The following is a 17,992-nucleotide window of genomic DNA, read 5'->3' as shown; positions in this document are numbered from 1 at the left end:
GCATGGTGTGGATGAGCGTCGGCGCCGTCACCGAAAACAGTGCACGCTTCGCGGTGCGGGTGACGACCGGCCCGGTCCGGGTCGCGGTGTCGACGAGCCCGTCGATGACGAGCCCCGCGTTCAGTGCGTCGACGGCGGTCACCACGTCCGGGACGGCGATCGTCGACGTAACCGGCCTGGCGGCGGATACCCGCTACTACTGGCAGGTCGAGGACAACAGCACCCTCGACACGTCGGTGACGGGGCAGTTCCTGACGGACCCGCCGCTCGGCCAGCCCGCCTCGTTCACGGTCGGGGTGGGCGGGGACGCCGGACTCACCCCGCAAGTCCCCGGGGTGTCGGGGTCGGCGACCTCCCGCCTGTCCAACCACCACATCCACGACACGATCAGGCTGCGGGCCCTGGACGAGGGGTGGCGCAGGTTCTGCCACATCGGGGATATCTGCTACTACGACCTCGGCTCCGGCAACCACGGCCTGTCCGCCTCGGCGACGGCCGCGCAGTACCGGACGATGTGGGACGACATTTATGCCCAGCCACGGCAGCACCAGCTGTACCGCGAGGTGCCGTGGGTGTACGTGTGGGACGACCACGACTACGGCCCCAACAACGCCGACTCCACCAGCCCGGGCCGGGCCAACGCCCGCACCGTCTACCGCGAGCGCGTGCCCTCCTACACCCTGCCTGCCGGGACCGGAAACAACCCGATCTACCATTCCTTCCAGATCGGCCGGGTGCTGTTCGTCGCCTCCGACTCCCGCTCCGACCGGGTGCCCGACACCACTCTCCTCGGCGCCGCCCAACTCGCCTGGCTCGACACCCTGCTCGGCTCGTCGACGGCGGCCGGACTGGTGTGGCTCATGCCCAACCCCTGGCTCGGACCCTCCAGCGACGCGTGGGGCGGCTTCCAGGCGGAGCAGGCCACAATCATCGACATGCTCGACGGGCACGGCTGGCTCGACCGCATGGTCATGGTCTCCGCCGACAAGCACGTCAACGCCATCGACTCCGGCCGCGCAGGCTCGGGCGGGGAACTGCTGGGCGGCTTCCCGAACATGGTGTGCGCCTCGCTGGACGCCACCCCCGGCTCCTACACCACCCAGTACGACGGCGGCATGTGGCCCGGCCGAGGCCAGTACGGCACCGTCGACGTCTACGACACCGGCGAGCAGCTCACCCTGTCGATGACCGCGTGGCGCGGCTCCCGCCCCCTCGGCTGGACCTACGCCGCCGCCGGCGGAATCACCCCGGCCGCTGCGGGCCCCGCCTCCCACGTCCTCGCCCTGTAAGGAGAGTGCTGATGGCGCTGCCGTTCTATGCCGGGCAGATCCTGTACCCCGACGACCTGATGAACATCCAGTGGCACCGTGTGTCGCAGGGTGCTGCTCAGCAGGTGGTCAGCTCCACCACCCTCACGGACACCGCGATCATCGTCCCCGTCGAGGGCCTCACCGTGATCGAGCTGTTCATGCACTACACGTCCCTCGGCGGCGGTATCACGTGGGACTGGGACGTCTCCGCAGGCTCGGTGTCCGACGCGGACGGCCGGTGGGTGTGGGGCCACGGCCAGGCCACCACTGGCGACGTGCTCACGTCGACGGCGATGCAGATGCACCGCAGCGGCCTGACCACCGACCGCTCCGTGGCGCACTTCACCAGCCAGTCCCCCAACGCCATGCGCGAGGACCTCTCCGTCACCGGCAGCGGGGAGATCACCCTGAGGTTCGCGCAGCAGTCCAGCAACGCCAACGCCACCACCCTGGCCGCCACCACCTACGCCCGGTACCTGCGCCTCGAACCCTGACCCTCCGCTGCACGCCCGCCCCGCCACCACCCTGGTGCGGGGCATCCGCACGTCTGGAGCACGAATGGCCACACCCCTTTCAGCGTCGAAGTTCCTCGCCGCGCTGCGCGCCGAAGGCGTCAACGTCGTCCAGGTCGGCAACTGGACCACGCACAACCGCAACCACAAGGGGGCGTGGGGGCCGGTTCACGGTGTCATGCAGCACCACACCGGCGCGTACTCCTCCGAGGCCGCCATGGTCGAGCTGTGCCGCACCGGCTACACCGGCCTGCCCGGCCCGCTGTGCCACGGTGTCATCGACCGCTCCGGCACCGTCCACCTGGTCGGCTACGGCCGCGCCAACCATGCCGGGTCGGGAGACGACGACGTGCTCGCCGCCGTCATCCGCGAGGACAAGAAGCTGCCCGCCGACAACGAGGCCAACACCGACGGCAACGCCCGCTTCTACGGCTTCGAGGCGATCAACAAGGGCGACGGCCAGAACTGGCCGGACGCCCAGGTCGAGGCCATGGTCCGGGTGTCCGCCGCGCTCTGCCGCGCCCACGGCTGGAACGCCGAGTCCGTCATCGCCCACAAGGAGTGGCAGCCCGGGAAACCGGACCCGGCCGGGGTCAACATGGGCAAATTCCGTGCTCGGGTCGCCGAGCGGCTCAAGCACCCGGCGTCGTGGTCGCCGTCCACCACGACGCCGCCGGCGCCGAAGCCTCAGCCGCCCACTGTGGAGGAGCGGCTGACCGCCCTGGAGAAGCGCGTCACCGCGCTGGAGAAAAAGGAGTCCTGACATGCAGATCTCGAAGATGTGGAAGGCCGTCGTCGCCGCGGTCGCCGCGGGCGCGGGCTCCCTGTCCGTCGCGGTCACCGACGACACCGTTACCGCCGCCGAGGGGTGGGCGGCGCTGTGCGCTGTGCTCGCCGCCCTCGGCTTCACGTGGGCGGTGCCCAACAAGCCCGGCGAGGAGCCGCGGTGACAAGCCCGGACGCGGGCGTCTACATCAGCAACGCCCAGATGTATCAGGAGGTGAGGGACCTGGCTCAGACGGTCGGCCGCATCGAGTCCAAGGTGGACAGCTTCCTCGACGAGGCCAAGGACATCCGCTCGGACGTCCAGGACCACGAGCTCAGGATCCGCACCCTCGAACGCGCCCGCTGGCCCCTGCCCACCATCGGCGTCCTCGCCGGTGTCGCCGGGGCCGCGACCGGCGCCGTCTCCCTGTTCGCCCGCTGAGAGGAGAGCGTCATGCCGCTGCCCGAAGGAGTGGACGCAGTCACGGTTTCGGCCGGCGAACCGATGACGCTCCCCGACGGCACCCCCTATCAGGGGCGCCTCGTCTTCACCGGGCCCGACCTGGTGACGATCGGCGGCGACGACCTGGTCCTCGGCGGCACTGTCGAGGCCCGGGTCGTCGACGGCGAGTTCACGGTTACGCTGCTCGCCACCGACGCCACCGGCATGTCGCCGACCGGCTGGACGTACCGGGTCACGTCCGCGTTCTCCAACGCCCCGAACTGGATCCGCTACATCAGCCTGCCCAAGGCGAGCCCGAACGTGGTCCTCGCCGACATCCTCGTTCCCGACCCGGTGGCCGGGGAGTATGCGACGCTCGCCCCCGTCGACCAGTTCCTCGCCAAGGCCGAGAACCTCGACGACCTGCCCAGCGCGTCCGCGGCCCGCACGAACTTGGGGCTGGGCGGCGCGGCCGTCCTCGACGTGGGCACCACGGCGGGCACCGTCGTAGCCGGGGACGACGGACGGCTGTCGGACGCCCGCACACCCACCGCGCACGCCGACTCCCACGCCAGCGATGGGGATGACCCGGTCACCCCGGCCAGCATCGGCGCCGAACCGTCCGGCACCGCAGACACGGCCGTTGCCGCGCACGCGGGCGCCACCGACCCGCACGGCGACCGGGCGTGGGCCGACGGCAAGTTCGCGACAATCTTGGTGGTCACCGCGCTGAGCGGCGACGTGACCACCCTGGACGGGTTCGTGCAGGACTGCCTCACCCGGGTCGCGGCGATCGAGCAAGGCACCGCGTTCCTGTCCGCACTGAATGTGGCCGGGGACGCGCAGGTCGCCGAAGGCAATCTCACCGTCACCGACTTCGTGAAGGGCTACCGTTTCCGCGTCGACGGCAGCGCCCTCGACCTGGAGGCCACCGGAACCGACCTGATCATCTCCAACTGGTCCGGGACCGGATTCAACGGCGACCAGCGCTCCTACGCCCGCCTGTCCGCCGACGCCCACAACACCCAGTGGGCCGGACGGTTCGAATCGGTCGCCGCCCTGTACGGGGCGGCCGTGCACACCCTCGACCCGACCACCGGGGTCGCCTCCCTCGGCGGGAAGAACGGGCTCACAGCCCTGCGCCTAGCCGGATTCAAGAACAGCTCGGGCGCACCGGCAGCGGGCACGTGGGAGGCCGGGGACATCGTCCTCGACTCCGCCGGCGCCTGGCACCTGTGCACCGAGGCCGGAACGCCCGGCACCTGGACCTGACACGCAACGAAAGCGGCCCCGCTCTCCTCCGGGAGGGCGGGGCCGCTTTCGCGCGTCCAGGGGCTGTGTGAGGGCTCGTCAGTCGTCGAGGTCGATGCGGAAATCCACGACCGTGGTGTCGCCGCGTCGGACAATCGGGTGCGCGACCTCGACGACGCGGCCGGTGTCGGCGATGTGCCGCCGCGAGTACCGCAGGACGGGCACGCCGGAGCCGATCCGGAGCGTCGCCGCCTCCACCTCGGTGGGCATGCCCGCCGTGAACGACTCCGTGATCCTCGTGACGCGGATGCCGAGGGACGCCATCTGCGCCCTCGTGCCGCCCGGCCACGGCTCGTGGATGGGGTCGGCAACCGGAGTGCCAGCCACGTCGGACCAGCGCACGTAAGAGGTGCTCATCTGGGTGGGCTGGTCGTTGTCGTAGAACACGAAGTGCCGGGCCAGCAGCTCCTCGCCCACCTCGCACTCGAACAGGGCCGCCAGTTCCGTGTCGGCCTGGACGCGCTCGAACCTCTTGTCCAAGCGGTACTCGGACCAGCCGATGCCCTGATCCCGCGTGTACGGCGTGGTCTTGGCGCCGGGGGTGGAGCGGTAGCGGTCGGCGGCCATGCGGTGGACGGGCGGACGCTGCCGGACCCGGGTGCCCGCGCGGGCCCGGCTCTCGGTGAGCCCTTCTGCGGCGAGCAGGCGCAGCGCCTGGCGGACGGGGGCCTCGGAGACGTCGTACTCGGTGCACAGCTCGGGAATCGTGGGGATCCGGCTGCCTGGCGCGTACTCGCCGCTGTTGATGCGGCGCCGCAGGTCGGCGGCGATCCGCAGGTACTCAGGCTGTGCCACCGAGCGCCCCCCACATCGAGCGGTCATGTCAATCCGGATACACATACTGTCCCGTCCCGCTTGACCAGCGCCAATCACCCCGACAATCTGGATACGGATAAACACTATCCGTATCCGGAAACCGTGAATCCGGGGGACAGCCATGCCTGAGTCGGGCCAAACGTGGCAGAAGGCCTTCAAGGGGGAGCCCATCGAGGCGCGCCACGTCCGACTCTGGACCGCAGGCCGCGTCCTGCACCCCGACGCCCCGCTGATCGCGCACGAGCTGTACCTCGCCGTCCTCGGCGCCGGCGCCCCGGTCGTCGAGGTGACGCTCTCCACCGCCGGAGCCCGTATCCGGATCACCGCGCGCGGCCCGGACCCGCTGCCGGTGGGCAGCAGCCACGGGCCCGGCTGGCGCATCATCGCCGGTCTGACCATGCTCGCCGGGCTCACCACCGACGAGTGCGGCGTGTGGGCGCAGTTAGGGGCCCGGTCGTGAGGCCCGAGCTGCCGCCCGCGGCCGAGCTGACGCGCGCGCAGTACGACGGGTGGGCGTGCTGTCGGTGCGGCGCCCCGCTGTGGGCGGGCGTCCGCAGCGCGGGTATCGCCCGCGGCCGCGTCGGCGCGCATGTCCTGGACGTGGAGGTGTTCGAGTGCAGCCCGAACTGTCCGGCCTGGACGGCGGACCCCGACGACTCAGCCACGAAAGGGCACGACGTGATCAAGATCTGCTTGGCCTGTGACCGGTCCATCAAGGACGGCGAGGCCTACACCACGATCGACAAGATGTCCCCGTCCGGCGCCGGAACGGTCCTGTACCGGCACGCGAAGCCATGCGCGCCGGTGCCGACCGAGACCCGTCAGGTGACGCGCCGCCGCTGAACCACGCCCGCCCTCACCCCCTCGCTGATCCTGGGGGCGGGCCTCCCCGCGGCCCCGGTCAGGTGCCCCCCGACGCCGACCGGGGCCGCTCCATGCCCTCACCTTCGATTCGAAGGGTCGTCCACACCCTGTGGAATCCGGCAACAAAGCCGCAGGTCAGAGGCTCAAATGAGGGGATCCTCGGGAGCTGCCGTTCATGATCCATTGAGGGGTGTCGCAACCGAAGATTTGGGTTGCCGCTTCCGGTGCCGCCGCTGATGAGGAAGGACAGCCGCGCCTCGATCAGCGCCCGCAGCACCCGGTCGCCGCCCGGCGGCACGGTGCCGGCGGCCACGAGTTCGTCGAGCGTGAACGCCCGCGGCCGTACGACCCGCAGCGACAGGCAGGTGCAGCCGACCGCCACCGGCGGCAGGACCGCGTGCAGGCGGGTGCCGTCGGGCAGGCGGGCGTCGGCCCAGGGCCGTGCGTCGTCCAGGCGCCGCCCCGCCACCGCGGCGAGCCTTTGCGCGAGGCGTCGTACGGCCGCCGCGTCGGGGAACCGGACGCCGGTCAGCTCGAGTCCGCCGCCGCGGTCGACCCACACCCGGTCGGGGGCGGAGACCAGCACATCGGTCACCGAGGGATCGGCGAGCAGGGGTTCCAGCGGCCCGCTGCCGACCAGTTCGGAGCGCAACCGCTCGGCGGCGCCCAGCACTTCGGCGTCGCCGAGCACCCGTCCCTGCTCGCGCAGCGCCTGTGCCACGCGCGCGGGCGTCGGCTCGGCCCCGCTCTCGGCGAGCCTGCGCCGTACCCCGTCGAGCAGAGCGGGCGTCGGCTCGCCCACCACGGTGTTCATGTCCCCACCTCCACCAGCGTCCGCTCCCAGAAGTCCCGGCAGAACCGCGCCAGCGGTCCGCGGCCTGCCGCTCCCGGCGGGGCGTCGCGGCGGCGCAGGGCGGGTTCGTTCGGGACCTCGCCCGCGAGGGGCAGGCCGAGGAGGCGGGACACTTCGCCGCCGTCGAGGCCGGACGCGTACGGTCCGCGCACCGCGAGGCGCAGGTCGCCGAGGACCATGGAGACGGCGGAGGCCACGCGTGCGGCCGCCGCGACGGCGCGCAGTTCGGCCGGGACCACGAGGAGGCACAGGTCGAGCTGTGCGAGCACCTCGGCGACGCCGTCGTCGATCCGGCGCGGCAGATCGACGACGACCGTGCCGCCGCGCCGCCGGGCTGCGGCCAGGACGGCCCGTACGGCCTGGGGCGGTACGGCGACGCAGTCGCCGCGGTCCCAGCTGAGCACCCTGAGGTCGTGCAGCCGGGGCAGTGACTCCTCCAGGGCGCCGCCGCCGACCCGCCCGCGCGAGGCGGCGAACGCCGGCCAGCGCAGTCCCTCGGCCGTCTCCCCGCCGAGGACCACGTCGAGTCCGCCGCCCAGCGGATCGGCGTCCACGAGCAGGGTGCGCAGTCCCTCCCGCGCGGAGGTGACGGCGAGGGCGCACGCGAGCGTGGACGCCCCCGCGCCGCCCCGTCCGCCGATGACGCCGACGGTGAGGGCGGGTCTGCCGACTCCCTCGGCCACGTCGGCGATGCGGTCGACCAGCCACTGTTCGCCGTCGGGGAGCACCAGGACGTGGTCGGCGCCGATCTCGACGGCCCGGCGCCAGACGCCGGAGTCGTCCGGATCCCGGCCGACCAGCACCACCCCGCGCCTGCGGGCGGCGCCGCGCACCCGGCGTGCCGCGTCGTCGCCGACGAGAACGAGCGGTGCCGCCTCCCAGCTGCCGCGGGGTTCCGGGATGCCGTGCTGGACCTCGGGTGTCGCCCCGGCCGCCGCGCACAGGCGCAGCAGGTCGTCCAGCAGGACGGCGTCCTCGGTGACGATCAGCGGTGCGCCCGGCCGGCCGGAAGCGGCGGGCGATGGTTCCTGTGTGACGGTTGAGGCCACGATCTCCCCCTTGCTGCATCTCTCGCGGTGCCCCTGAGGCCTCGCGATTCCCAAACGTGTGAAGAACGGGCAACCGGTCTCCATATGAGCGGCCGATACGAACCGGCCAAACTCGCCCGACTATCCGGAACCGGTCGTGAAGTCGGCTCCGGCGGGGCGCGTCGGAATCACGGTGCAGCGATGCCGGAAATCGTGTGGATCTTGGTCAAAAACTGTGGACGGCCCAGCGAATGTGAATATCGCCGTCACCCAAACCGGTGAGCGTTGTACCAACCCCCGTGCGACATCCGCAGAGCAGCGCGACAGCTACACACAGTGAGGGATCATGGGCATGGCGAAGAGGCGGCCGGAGCCGCCTCGTTCTGGCCTCAAGGCCGGAGGAAAAGGGAGAAAAGCCGTTCGGACATGCGACGACCCCCGCCGGGGGGGAGAGCGGGGGTCGTCCCCACGGCCGACTCGGGGGGGGGAGGAGTCGGACCGGGTTAGCACGGTCGCGAACGATCCGTGACTTCCATGGTGTACCCGAGAGCCCTCTCAGGCAAACCCACACGCCCCACCTTACGCCGAATGGGCTGCGCATATGCTCGGGGTCGTGGAAAACCACTCCTTGCCCCGCACAGCGGCCTTCTTTGACCTGGACAAGACGGTCATTGCGAAGTCGAGCACGCTCACGTTCAGCAAGTCCTTCTACCAAGGCGGTCTGATCAACCGCAGGGCCGCCTTGCGGACCGCATACGCCCAGTTCGTCTTCCGCGTCGGGGGTATGGACCATGACCAGATGGAGCGCACTCGGGAGTATCTCTCGGCGCTCGTCCGCGGCTGGAACGTCCAGCAGGTCAAGGAGATCGTCGCCGAGACCCTGCACGACCTGATCGACCCGATCATCTACGACGAGGCCGCCTCCCTCATCGAGGAGCACCACACCGCCGGCCGCGACGTGGTGATCGTGTCCACCTCGGGCGCCGAGGTGGTCGAGCCGATCGGCGAACTGCTGGGCGCCGACCGGGTGGTGGCCACCCGGATGGTCGTGGGCGAGGACGGCTGCTTCACCGGAGAGGTGGAGTACTACGCGTACGGTCCGACGAAGGCCGAGGCCATCAAGGAGCTGGCCGCGTCCGAGGGGTACGACCTCGCGCGCTGCTTCGCCTACAGCGACTCGGCGACCGACCTTCCGATGCTCCAGTCCGTCGGCCATCCGCACGCCGTGAATCCGGACCGGGCCCTGCGCCGCGAGGCCCTCGCGCGCGGGTGGCCGATTCTCGATTTCCACCGTCCGGTCCGGCTCAAGCAGCGGCTGCCCGCGTTCTCGGTTTCCACCCGACCGGCCCTCGTCGTGGCCGCCGCCATAGGAGCCGCGGCGGCCACCGCGGGCCTCGTCTGGTACGCCAGCCGGCGCCGTGCGGCCCTGGCCTGACCTGCGCCGACGCCGTCGGCGGGGCTGGCGCGCCTCACCGGTGCCCGTTTGGCTCGCATTTGAACCCAAAAGTAAAGAACCGCAGTCAGGGCTTCCGCTTGCTCCGGAGCTGGAGTAGAAAGGAGTCAACGGCCCGCGAGACCAAAGGACATCCGAGAGGATCACCTTTAAAACGCAATTGGCCCCACGGACCGAGCATGAACATCGGGCACCCACGCGACGTCGACCCGTCGATTACGGGCCAGCCACACCAGGTGACGGGCAAAGTCCCCGACCTGATGGGCAACATATCGAGGACGCTTGGTAACCCGGTGGACATGCCAGCGGCGGTACGAATTCTCGTACCGCCGCAACCCTGTTCGGGGGGTCTTTCCTGGGTCGGGGGTCCCCGCCTACGCCGCTCCGCGCTGCAGCGCCTCGCACACCGCCGTGGACTCGCGCGCCCCCAGCTCGACCGCCCTGCCGCAGTGCGCGATCCAGGCCGCCATCCCCTCCGGAGTGCCGGAGACATAGCCGTCGAGGGCCGTCAGATAGGCCTCGCCGCCGAGTTCGGCGTAACCGACCTCCGACGGGCACACGGATTTCGGGTCGAGGCCGCTGCCCACCAGCACGATCCGCTCGGCCGCGCGCGCGACCAGGCCGTTGTGGGAGGCGAAGGGCCGCAGCGCCAGCAGCTCGCCGTGCACCACGGCGGCCGTCACCAGCGCCGGGGCGGAGCCGCCCGCGATGATCAGCTCGGACAGGCCCTCCAGCCGGCCGTTGACCTCGGCGGCGCTCGGCAGCGGCAGCTCGACGAGCGGCTCGTCGACCGCCTCACCCGCCTGGCGCGGGCGCCCCACCTCGGGGCCGTTGGTCGCCGCGGCCACCAGGTGCAGCCGGGCCAGCACGCGCAGCGGCGACTGCCGCCAGATGGACAGCAGTTGCCCCGCCTCGGCGGTCAGCCGCAGAGCGGCGCCCATCACGCGCGCCTCGTCGTCACCGCTGAAGTCGGTGCGCCGGCGGACCTCCTCCAGCGCCCAGTCGGCGCCGGCCAGCGCCGCCGAGCCGCGGGCGCCGCGCAGCGCCGCCTCGGAGGTGATCTCGTTGCTGCGGCGGCGCATGATCCGGTGTCCGTAGACCCGGTCCACGGCCTTGCGCACGGACTCCACGGACTCGGGCACACCGGGCAGCGCGCCCAGGGCCGCGAACGGATCGGCGGTCGCGCCTGTCGTACTCATGAGTACGACATTACGCACCTCGGGCCCCCACCCCACGATCGAGTGGCCATCTTCACGTCCAGCCGCCTCCGCGCGGCCCGCGTCACTACGCTTACTGAACATGAAAATTGCTTTCGTCGGGAAGGGCGGCAGCGGCAAGACGACCCTGTCCTCCCTGTTCATCCGGCATCTGGCGGCGGCCGGCGCGCCGGTGGTCGCCATCGACGCCGACATCAACCAGCACCTCGGGGCCGCGCTCGGCCTGGAGGAGTCCGAGGCGGCCGCGCTGCCCGCGATGGGTGACCGGCTGACGCTGATCAAGAACTATCTGCGCGGCTCCAACCCGCGGATCACCTCCGCCGAGACCATGATCAAGACGACCCCGCCCGGCGAGGGCTCCCGGCTGCTCCGGGTGTGCGAGCCGAACCCGGTCTACGACGCCTGCGCGCGGCCGGTGGAACTCGACGGCGGTGCCGTCCGTTTGATGGTCACCGGCCCCTTCACCGACGCCGACCTGGGGGTCGCCTGCTACCACTCCAAGACCGGAGCGGTGGAGCTGTGCCTGAACCACCTCGTCGACGGCCCCGACGAGTACGTCGTGGTCGACATGACGGCGGGCTCGGACTCCTTCGCCTCCGGCATGTTCACCCGCTTCGACATGACGTTCCTCGTCGCCGAGCCGACCCGGAAGGGGGTCTCCGTCTATCGCCAGTACAAGGAGTACGCCCGGGACTTCGGCGTCGGGCTGAAGGTCGTCGGCAACAAGGTGCACGGCGAGGAGGACCTCGACTTCCTGCGCGCGGAAGTGGGGGACGACCTGCTCGTCACGGTGGGGCACTCGGACTGGGTGCGCGCCATGGAGAAGGGCCGCCCGCCCCGGTTCGCGCTGCTGGAGGAGGCCAACCACCGCGCCCTGCACCGGATGCGGGAGGCCGTGGACGCCACCTACGCGCACCGCGACTGGGAGCGCTACACCCGCCAGATGGTGCACTTCCATCTGAAGAACGCCCAGGCGTGGGGGAACGAGCGGACGGGGGCCGGCCTGGCCGCGCAGGTCGACCCCTCGTTCGTACTCGACGAGAGCGTCGCCGCTCCCGCCTGAGCGGACGCGGACGCCGCCGCTACTGCCGGGCCGCCGGGGCCCCGGGCACACCCTTGGGGGCCGGGGCCGGGCGGTCCGACAGGAAGGCGGCCCAGCCCTCCTTCGGGGCCTCGCCGACGCCCAGCGTGGCCAGCTTCTCCAGCACCTGCGGGTCCTGGGCGTCCAGCCAGTCCGCGAGCTGGCGGAAGGAGACACAGCGCACCTCGGGCTTGGTGCAGACGGCCTCGATGACCTCCTCGACGGCGCGCATGTAGGTGCCGCCGTTCCAGGACTCGAAGTGGTTGCCGATGATCAGCGGCGCGCGGTTGCCGTCGTAGGCGCGCTGGAAGCCCATCAGGAGGCCGTCACGCATCTGGTCGCCCCAGAACTCGTACTTGTCCGGGTCGCCCTGGCTGGTGGTGCCGGACTGGTTGACCATGAAGTTGTAGTCCATGGTCAGCTGCTCGAAGGTGCGGCCGGGGAAGGGCACCAGCTGCATCGACAGGTCCCACAGGCCTTCCTTCTTCTTGGGCCAGACCTGGTTGTTGACGCCGCTGGTGTCGTAGCGGAAGCCCAACTCCCGGGCGGCCTGCATGAAGTTGGCGCGGCCCTCCAGGCAGGGCGTGCGGGCGCCGATGAGCTCCTTGTCGTAGTCGAAGGGCAGCGGCGAGGCCTTGCTCATCCCGGTGTTGGTCTTCCAGGACTTCACGAACTGCTTCGCCTGGGCGATCTCGTCCTTCCACTCCTCCACGGACCACTCGCCGACCCCGCCGCCCTTGCCGCAGAAGTGGCCGTTGAAGTGGGTGCCGATCTCGTTGCCCTCCAGCCAGGCGCCGCGCAGCTGCTCGACGGTGTCGGCGATGCCCTCCGCGTCGTTGAAGCCGATGTCGGAGCGGCCCGGCGAGTGCTGCGGCGGGCGGTACAGGTCCCGCTTGTCCTCGGGAAGCATGTACACGCCGCTCAGAAAGTACGTCATGGTCGCGTTGTTGGCTTTGGCGACCTTGCGGAAGTGGGAGAACAGGCGTTGGCCGTCCTCGCCCGCGCCGTCCCAGGAGAACACCACGAACTGCGGCGGTTTCTGACCCTGCTTCAGGCGCTCCGGTCGCGGCAGGTGCGGCTGGGCCCCGGTGTACGCGGTGGACCCGTCGCCGATCAGCCGGACCGGGCTCTTGGGCGCCGCCTGGGCCGGCTTCTCCTTCGGCGGACCCGGGACTCCGCTCTTGGTGCCCTCACTGCCGCTCGTGCAGCCGGCAAGGGACGCGACACAAACCGCGGCGACCACGGCGCCCGCGGCGATCTTCTGGGTGGCGGCCATGTTCCGCCCACCTACTTCCTTCTCTCGGGGCCAACGCCGACGGGGGCGTTTTCTGGCGTTCTGCCGGAAAAGCGACGACAGCGCCGCCAAGATCGCACGGACCCGAAAAGGAATTAGTAGGACAAGCCGACGAAACGGCCACTTCACTCATTCAGGTGAGGTATTCGCCCATTTGCCCGGAAACACTATGCTCGCCCTTTACTCTGCATTACGATCCGTTTACTGAGCGTTGAATTCATCCCGCCGCTGCATGCCGTGACCCACGGCCGCCGACCCGACCCCCCGCACCGCGACGGGGGCCCCAGATCCGCGACCGCGCCGCCCCGGAGGAGACGGGAACCATGTCCGCCTGCGTCCCCACCCGCACCACCGACCCCCTGGCCGAGCACCCCCACCCCTCGCACAGCCCGCCCCCCACCCGTCCCCGCCGCTTCCGCCTCGACGGCGCCGATGTCTCCGCCTCGGTCGCGGTCTTCCTGATCGCCCTGCCGCTCTCCCTCGGCATCGCCCTCGCCACCGGCGCCCCGCTCCAGGCCGGGCTCGTCGCCGCGGCGGTCGGAGGGCTCGTCGCCGGCCGGCTCGGCGGGGCCCCGCTCCAGGTCAGCGGCCCCGCCGCCGGTCTCACCGTGGTCACCGCCGACCTCATCCAGCGCTACGGCTGGCGCACCACCTGCGCCATCACCGTCCTGGCCGGCGCCGCCCAACTGGGCCTCGGCTGCCTGCGGGTGGCGCGCACCGCGCTCGCCGTCAGCCCCGCCATCGTGCACGGCATGCTCGCGGGCATCGGCGTCACCATCGCCGTCGCCCAGCTGCACATCGTCCTCGGCGGCACCCCGCAGAGCTCCGTCCCCGACAATCTGCGCGCCCTGCCCACCCAGCTCGCCGACCTGCACCCGGCCGCCGTCTCGGTCAGCGGCCTCACCCTCGCCCTGCTGCTGCTCTGGCCGCGCCTGCCCGGCCGCGCCGGACGCCTGCTGCGCCAGGTGCCCGCCGCCCTGATCGCCGTCGCCGGGGCCACCGCCGCCGCCTCGCTCGCCGCGCTGGAACTGCCCAAGGTCGACCTGCCGTCCTGGCGCAGCCATGCCCTGGCCGGGCTCCCCGAAGGACCGGTGCTCGGCATCCTGGCGGCCGTGCTGACCACCACCCTGGTGTGCAGCGTGCAGTCGCTGCTCGGCGCGGTCGCCGTGGACAAGCTGGCCGCCGCCCGCCCCGGCCTGCCCGAGAGCGTCGGCCGCTCCGACCTGGACCGCGAACTGCTCGCCCAGGGCGCCGCCAACATCGTCTCCGGAGGCCTCGGCGGACTGCCGGTGGCCGGGGTCGCGGTGCGCAGTTCGGCGAATGTGAACGCCGGTGCCGTCAGCCGGAACTCCACGATGCTGCATGGCGTTCTGGTAGTAGTCGCCGCGCTGCTGATGGTCCCGATCCTGGAGCTCATCCCGCTCGCCTCGCTCGCCGCCCTGGTGATGGCCGTCGGTATCCGCATGGTGTCCCTGCACCACATCCGCACGGTGACCCGCCACCGCGAGGTGCTCGTCTACGCCGTCACCACCGCCGGCGTGGTCTTCCTCGGCGTCCTGGAGGGCGTGACGCTGGGGATCGCCGTCGCCGTCACCGTCTCCCTGCACCGCCTCGCCCGCACCCGTATCACCCACGACGAGAAGGAAGGAGTCCATTACGTCCATGTCCGAGGCCAGTTGACGTTCCTCGCCGTACCCCGGCTCAGCCGGACCCTGCACCTCGTGCCCCGAGGGGCCCGCACCGTCGTGGAGTTGGACGGCTCCTTCATGGACCACGCGGCGTACGAGACGCTCCAGGACTGGCAGAACACCCATACCGCGCGGGGCGGTTCGGTCGAGCTGAACGGCCGCCGGGCGGGGCTGCGGATCTCCGAGCCCCAGGTCCCCGACACCGCGACGACGGCATCCGGGGCCGCCGCACCGGCGGGCGCGCAGGCCGGCTGCCGGTGCCGCCCCTGGACGCCCTGGCGCAACCACCAGTGCGAGAAGCCCTCACCGGACGCCCGACCGGACGGCCCCGGCCGCGCCGGTTCCGGAAACGGCGTGCCGACGGGCACGGCTCGGCACACCCACGGGCCGAGCGGGCATGAACTGGCGCGTGGCATCAGCGCGTTCCAGCGCAACACCGCGCCGCTGGTGCGCGGTGAGCTGGCCCGGCTGGCGCGGGAGGGACAGCGGCCCTCCCAGCTCTTCCTCACCTGCGCCGACTCGCGACTGGTCACCTCGATGATCACCTCCAGTGGTCCCGGTGATCTGTTCGTGGTGCGCAATGTGGGCAACCTGGTCCCGCCTCCGCTGCCCGGCGGGGCGACCTCCCGGTCCGGCGAGGAGAGCGGGGACGACTCGGTGGCCGCCGCGATCGAGTACGCGGTGGACGTGCTGAAGGTCCGGTCCATCACGGTGTGCGGGCACTCCGGATGCGGGGCGATGCAGGCGCTGCTCAGCTCCGAGCCGGGCCGGGCGCGGACCCCGCTCGGGCGGTGGCTGCGGCACGGCATGCCGAGCCTGGAGCGCATGGCCGACGGGAGCAGACCGTGCCCGAGGCTCGCCGGGCGGGCGCCCGCCGACGCCGCGGAACAGCTCTGCCTGACCAATGTGGTCCAGCAGCTGGAGCACCTGCGCGCGCACGAGTCGGTGGCGCGGGCACTGCGGGACGGGGCGCTGGAGCTGCACGGGATGTACTTCCATGTGGGTGAGGCTCAGGCGTACCTGCTCACCGGCCACGGCGAGGACCAGCTCTTCGACCATGTGCGCGCGGCGGAGCTGCCCGCCTGAGGGCGGCCCTGGACCATAGGTGTGAAAGGCGACACAGGCCCTGAACTCTCCCTGGTCAGCGTCCGTGGGTAGGTGTGACGCCGCCTACCGGACAACAGCCGTGACAGGGCCGTGGACAGGTCCACAGATAGGTCTAAACCAATTTCCCGTCGGCCCTTGTCATCGGGCCCCCGGGTCTGATGAGCTGTGGCCTGGGACACAACGGACACCCTGGGAAAGGGAGATGTCGTGAGCAACGAAAGCCTGGCCAACCTCTTGAAAGAGGAGCGACGCTTCGCGCCGCCCGCTGACCTGGCCGCCAACGCCAACGTCACGGCTGAGGCGTACGAACAGGCCAAGGCTGACCGGCTCGGCTTCTGGGCCGAGCAGGCCCGTCGGCTGACCTGGGCCAAGGAGCCGACCGAGACGCTGGACTGGTCGAACCCGCCGTTCGCCAAGTGGTTCAAGGACGGCGAGCTCAACGTCGCGTACAACTGCGTGGACCGCCATGTGGAGGCCGGGCTCGGCGACCGGGTCGCCATCCACTTCGAGGGGGAGCCCGGCGACAGCCGCGCGATCACCTACGCCGAGCTCAAGGACGAGGTCTCCAAGGCGGCGAACGCACTGCTGGAACTGGGTGTCCGCAAGGGCGACCGGGTCGCCGTCTACATGCCGATGATCCCCGAGACGGCCGTGGCCATGCTCGCCTGCGCCCGGATCGGCGCCGCCCACTCCGTCGTCTTCGGCGGCTTCTCCGCCGACGCGCTCGCCACCCGTATCCAGGACGCCGACGCCAAGGTGGTCATCACCTCCGACGGCGGCTACCGGCGCGGCAAGCCGTCCGCGCTCAAGCCGGCCGTCGACGAGGCCATCGCCAAGGTGGACAACGTCGAGCACGTCCTCGTGGTCCGCCGCACCGGTCAGGAGGTCGCCTGGGACGACAGCCGGGACGTGTGGTGGCACGACCTGGTCGAACGGCAGAGCGCCGAGCACACCCCGGAGGCGTTCGGGGCCGAGCAGCCGCTGTTCATCCTCTACACCTCCGGCACCACGGGTAAGCCGAAGGGCATCCTGCACACCTCCGGCGGTTACCTCACCCAGGCGGCCTACACCCACCACGCCGTCTTCGACCTCAAGCCGGAGACCGACGTCTACTGGTGCACCGCCGACGTCGGCTGGGTCACCGGGCACTCGTACATCGTCTACGGCCCGCTCGCCAACGGCGCCACCCAGGTCATGTACGAGGGCACCCCGGACACCCCGCACCAGGGCCGGTTCTGGGAGATCATCCAGAAGTACGGGGTGACGATCCTGTACACGGCGCCCACCGCGATCCGTACGTTCATGAAGTGGGGCGACGACATCCCCGCCAAGTTCGACCTGTCCAGCCTGCGCATCCTGGGCTCGGTGGGCGAGCCGATCAACCCCGAGGCGTGGATCTGGTACCGCAAGCACATCGGCGCCGACCGGACCCCGATCGTGGACACCTGGTGGCAGACCGAGACCGGCGCGATGATGATCTCGCCGCTGCCCGGTGTCACCCACACCAAGCCCGGTTCCGCGCAGACCCCGCTGCCCGGTATCTCCGCGACCGTCGTCGACGACGAGGCCAACGAGGTGCCCAACGGCGGTGGCGGCTACCTGGTGCTGACCGAGCCGTGGCCGTCGATGCTGCGCACCATCTGGGGCGACGACCAGCGGTTCCTCGACACCTACTGGTCGCGTTTCGAGGGCAAGTACTTCGCCGGTGACGGCGCCAAGAAGGACGACGACGGCGATGTCTGGCTGCTCGGCCGCGTCGACGACGTCATGCTCGTCTCCGGCCACAACATCTCCACCACCGAGGTCGAGTCGGCGCTGGTCTCGCACCCCTCGGTCGCCGAGGCGGCCGTGGTCGGCGCCACGGACGAGACCACCGGTCAGGCGATCGTCGCCTTCGTGATCCTGCGGGGCACCGCCGCGGAGACCGAGGACCTGGTGGCGGAGCTGCGCAACCACGTGGGCGCCACCCTCGGCCCGATCGCCAAGCCCAAGCGGATCCTGCCGGTCGCGGAGCTGCCCAAGACCCGCTCCGGCAAGATCATGCGCCGTCTGCTGCGGGACATCGCCGAGAACCGTGAGCTGGGTGACGTCACCACGCTGACCGACTCCACGGTGATGGACCTCATCCAGGCCAAGCTGCCGGCCGCGCCGAGCGAGGACTGACAGTGAGGATGTTGGTGGCTTCTCCGGGTGGGTCTGACTCATGGACTGACCGACGCCGACTGGCTGTCCTCAAGGGGATCCGTCGGCC

Annotated in this window: 16 protein-coding genes and 1 pseudogene; 12 read left to right on the top strand and 5 right to left on the bottom strand. The window is 71.1% G+C overall.

Annotation, left to right across the window (positions count from 1 at the left end):
- The first annotated feature begins 11 nt into the window (after nucleotides 1-11).
- The 6 genes from ACZ7L7_RS25275 to ACZ7L7_RS25250 all read left to right on the top strand — a co-directional run bounded on the left by ACZ7L7_RS25275 (nucleotide 12) and on the right by ACZ7L7_RS25250 (nucleotide 4,301).
- Nucleotides 12-1,289 (top strand): alkaline phosphatase D family protein, encoded by a 1,278-nt coding sequence (locus ACZ7L7_RS25275; RefSeq protein ID WP_472077255.1) that lies wholly within the window; start codon nucleotides 12-14, stop codon nucleotides 1,287-1,289.
- Between the two features lie 11 nt (nucleotides 1,290-1,300).
- On the top strand, nucleotides 1,301-1,804 hold the full coding sequence (locus tag ACZ7L7_RS25270; RefSeq protein WP_472077254.1) for a hypothetical protein: 504 nt from the start codon (nucleotides 1,301-1,303) through the stop codon (nucleotides 1,802-1,804).
- A 64-nt stretch (nucleotides 1,805-1,868) separates the two neighbouring features.
- The gene (locus tag ACZ7L7_RS25265; protein ID WP_472077252.1) at nucleotides 1,869-2,585 is read left to right on the top strand and encodes a peptidoglycan recognition protein family protein; all 717 of its coding nucleotides are present in this window, start codon (nucleotides 1,869-1,871) and stop codon (nucleotides 2,583-2,585) included.
- Nucleotide 2,586: 1 nt separating this feature from the next.
- Nucleotides 2,587-2,772 (top strand): hypothetical protein, encoded by a 186-nt coding sequence (locus tag ACZ7L7_RS25260; RefSeq protein ID WP_472077250.1) that lies wholly within the window; start codon nucleotides 2,587-2,589, stop codon nucleotides 2,770-2,772.
- On the top strand, nucleotides 2,769-3,029 hold the full coding sequence (locus ACZ7L7_RS25255) for a hypothetical protein (protein WP_472077249.1): 261 nt from the start codon (nucleotides 2,769-2,771) through the stop codon (nucleotides 3,027-3,029). Before ACZ7L7_RS25260 ends, ACZ7L7_RS25255 begins: the two co-directional genes overlap by 4 nt.
- 12 nt (nucleotides 3,030-3,041) lie before the next feature.
- A complete protein-coding gene (locus ACZ7L7_RS25250) occupies nucleotides 3,042-4,301 on the top strand; it encodes a hypothetical protein (RefSeq protein WP_472077247.1) in 1,260 nt (419 codons plus the stop codon).
- A gap of 78 nt (nucleotides 4,302-4,379) precedes the next feature.
- On the opposite strand, the gene ACZ7L7_RS25245 is transcribed toward ACZ7L7_RS25250, so the two are convergent.
- Nucleotides 4,380-5,135 carry a GntR family transcriptional regulator gene (locus ACZ7L7_RS25245; RefSeq protein WP_472077246.1) on the bottom strand — a complete coding sequence of 252 codons (756 nt, stop codon included), beginning with the start codon at nucleotides 5,133-5,135 and terminating at the stop codon, nucleotides 4,380-4,382.
- A 142-nt stretch (nucleotides 5,136-5,277) separates the two neighbouring features.
- Here ACZ7L7_RS25245 and ACZ7L7_RS25240 point away from each other — a divergent pair, with 142 nt between their 5' ends.
- Nucleotides 5,278-5,616: a hypothetical protein gene (locus ACZ7L7_RS25240; RefSeq protein ID WP_472077244.1), complete on the top strand. Its 339-nt coding sequence runs from the start codon at nucleotides 5,278-5,280 to the stop codon at nucleotides 5,614-5,616.
- Nucleotides 5,613-5,999, top strand: a complete 387-nt coding sequence (locus ACZ7L7_RS25235) for a hypothetical protein (RefSeq protein ID WP_472077242.1) — start codon at nucleotides 5,613-5,615, stop codon at nucleotides 5,997-5,999. The genes ACZ7L7_RS25240 and ACZ7L7_RS25235 overlap by 4 nt, the downstream gene beginning before the upstream one ends.
- 223 nt (nucleotides 6,000-6,222) lie before the next feature.
- On the opposite strand, the pseudogene ACZ7L7_RS25230 reads toward ACZ7L7_RS25235, so the two are convergent.
- Together ACZ7L7_RS25230 and ssd are read right to left on the bottom strand one after the other, a co-directional pair.
- Nucleotides 6,223-6,834: pseudogene (locus ACZ7L7_RS25230) on the bottom strand (ATPase, T2SS/T4P/T4SS family); the annotation flags it as partial.
- On the bottom strand, nucleotides 6,831-7,922 hold the full coding sequence (gene ssd / locus ACZ7L7_RS25225) for a septum site-determining protein Ssd (RefSeq protein ID WP_472077240.1): 1,092 nt from the start codon (nucleotides 7,920-7,922) through the stop codon (nucleotides 6,831-6,833). The pseudogene ACZ7L7_RS25230 and the gene ssd, both read right to left, overlap by 4 nt.
- A 580-nt stretch (nucleotides 7,923-8,502) precedes the next feature.
- Here ssd and ACZ7L7_RS25220 point away from each other — a divergent pair.
- Complete coding sequence (locus ACZ7L7_RS25220; protein WP_471431100.1) at nucleotides 8,503-9,336, top strand: HAD family hydrolase; 834 nt, start codon at nucleotides 8,503-8,505, stop codon at nucleotides 9,334-9,336.
- 392 nt (nucleotides 9,337-9,728) lie between these two features.
- On the opposite strand, the gene ACZ7L7_RS25215 is transcribed toward ACZ7L7_RS25220, so the two are convergent.
- Nucleotides 9,729-10,553 (bottom strand): Fic family protein, encoded by an 825-nt coding sequence (locus ACZ7L7_RS25215; protein WP_285514247.1) that lies wholly within the window; start codon nucleotides 10,551-10,553, stop codon nucleotides 9,729-9,731.
- 100 nt (nucleotides 10,554-10,653) lie between these two features.
- Here ACZ7L7_RS25215 and ACZ7L7_RS25210 point away from each other — a divergent pair, with 100 nt between their 5' ends.
- Nucleotides 10,654-11,634, top strand: coding sequence for an ATP-binding protein (locus ACZ7L7_RS25210; protein WP_471431097.1), 981 nt, complete (start codon nucleotides 10,654-10,656; stop codon nucleotides 11,632-11,634).
- 19 nt (nucleotides 11,635-11,653) lie between these two features.
- Here the strand turns inward: ACZ7L7_RS25210 and ACZ7L7_RS25205 are convergent, their stop codons facing one another.
- On the bottom strand, nucleotides 11,654-12,928 hold the full coding sequence (locus tag ACZ7L7_RS25205) for a polysaccharide deacetylase family protein (protein ID WP_285514249.1): 1,275 nt from the start codon (nucleotides 12,926-12,928) through the stop codon (nucleotides 11,654-11,656).
- 341 nt (nucleotides 12,929-13,269) lie between these two features.
- On the opposite strand from ACZ7L7_RS25205, the gene ACZ7L7_RS25200 reads away from it, so the two are divergent.
- Nucleotides 13,270-15,720: a SulP family inorganic anion transporter gene (locus tag ACZ7L7_RS25200; RefSeq protein ID WP_472077237.1), complete on the top strand. Its 2,451-nt coding sequence runs from the start codon at nucleotides 13,270-13,272 to the stop codon at nucleotides 15,718-15,720.
- Between the two features lie 228 nt (nucleotides 15,721-15,948).
- The gene (acs, locus tag ACZ7L7_RS25195) at nucleotides 15,949-17,904 is read left to right on the top strand and encodes an acetate--CoA ligase (protein ID WP_453605346.1); all 1,956 of its coding nucleotides are present in this window, start codon (nucleotides 15,949-15,951) and stop codon (nucleotides 17,902-17,904) included.
- The last annotated feature ends 88 nt before the right edge of the window (nucleotides 17,905-17,992 follow it).

The sequence above is a fragment of the Streptomyces sp. NPDC110618 genome (assembly GCF_055657065.1).
Note: the sequence above shows the minus strand (reverse complement) of the source record. Positions and strands in the feature narration are given on the sequence as shown.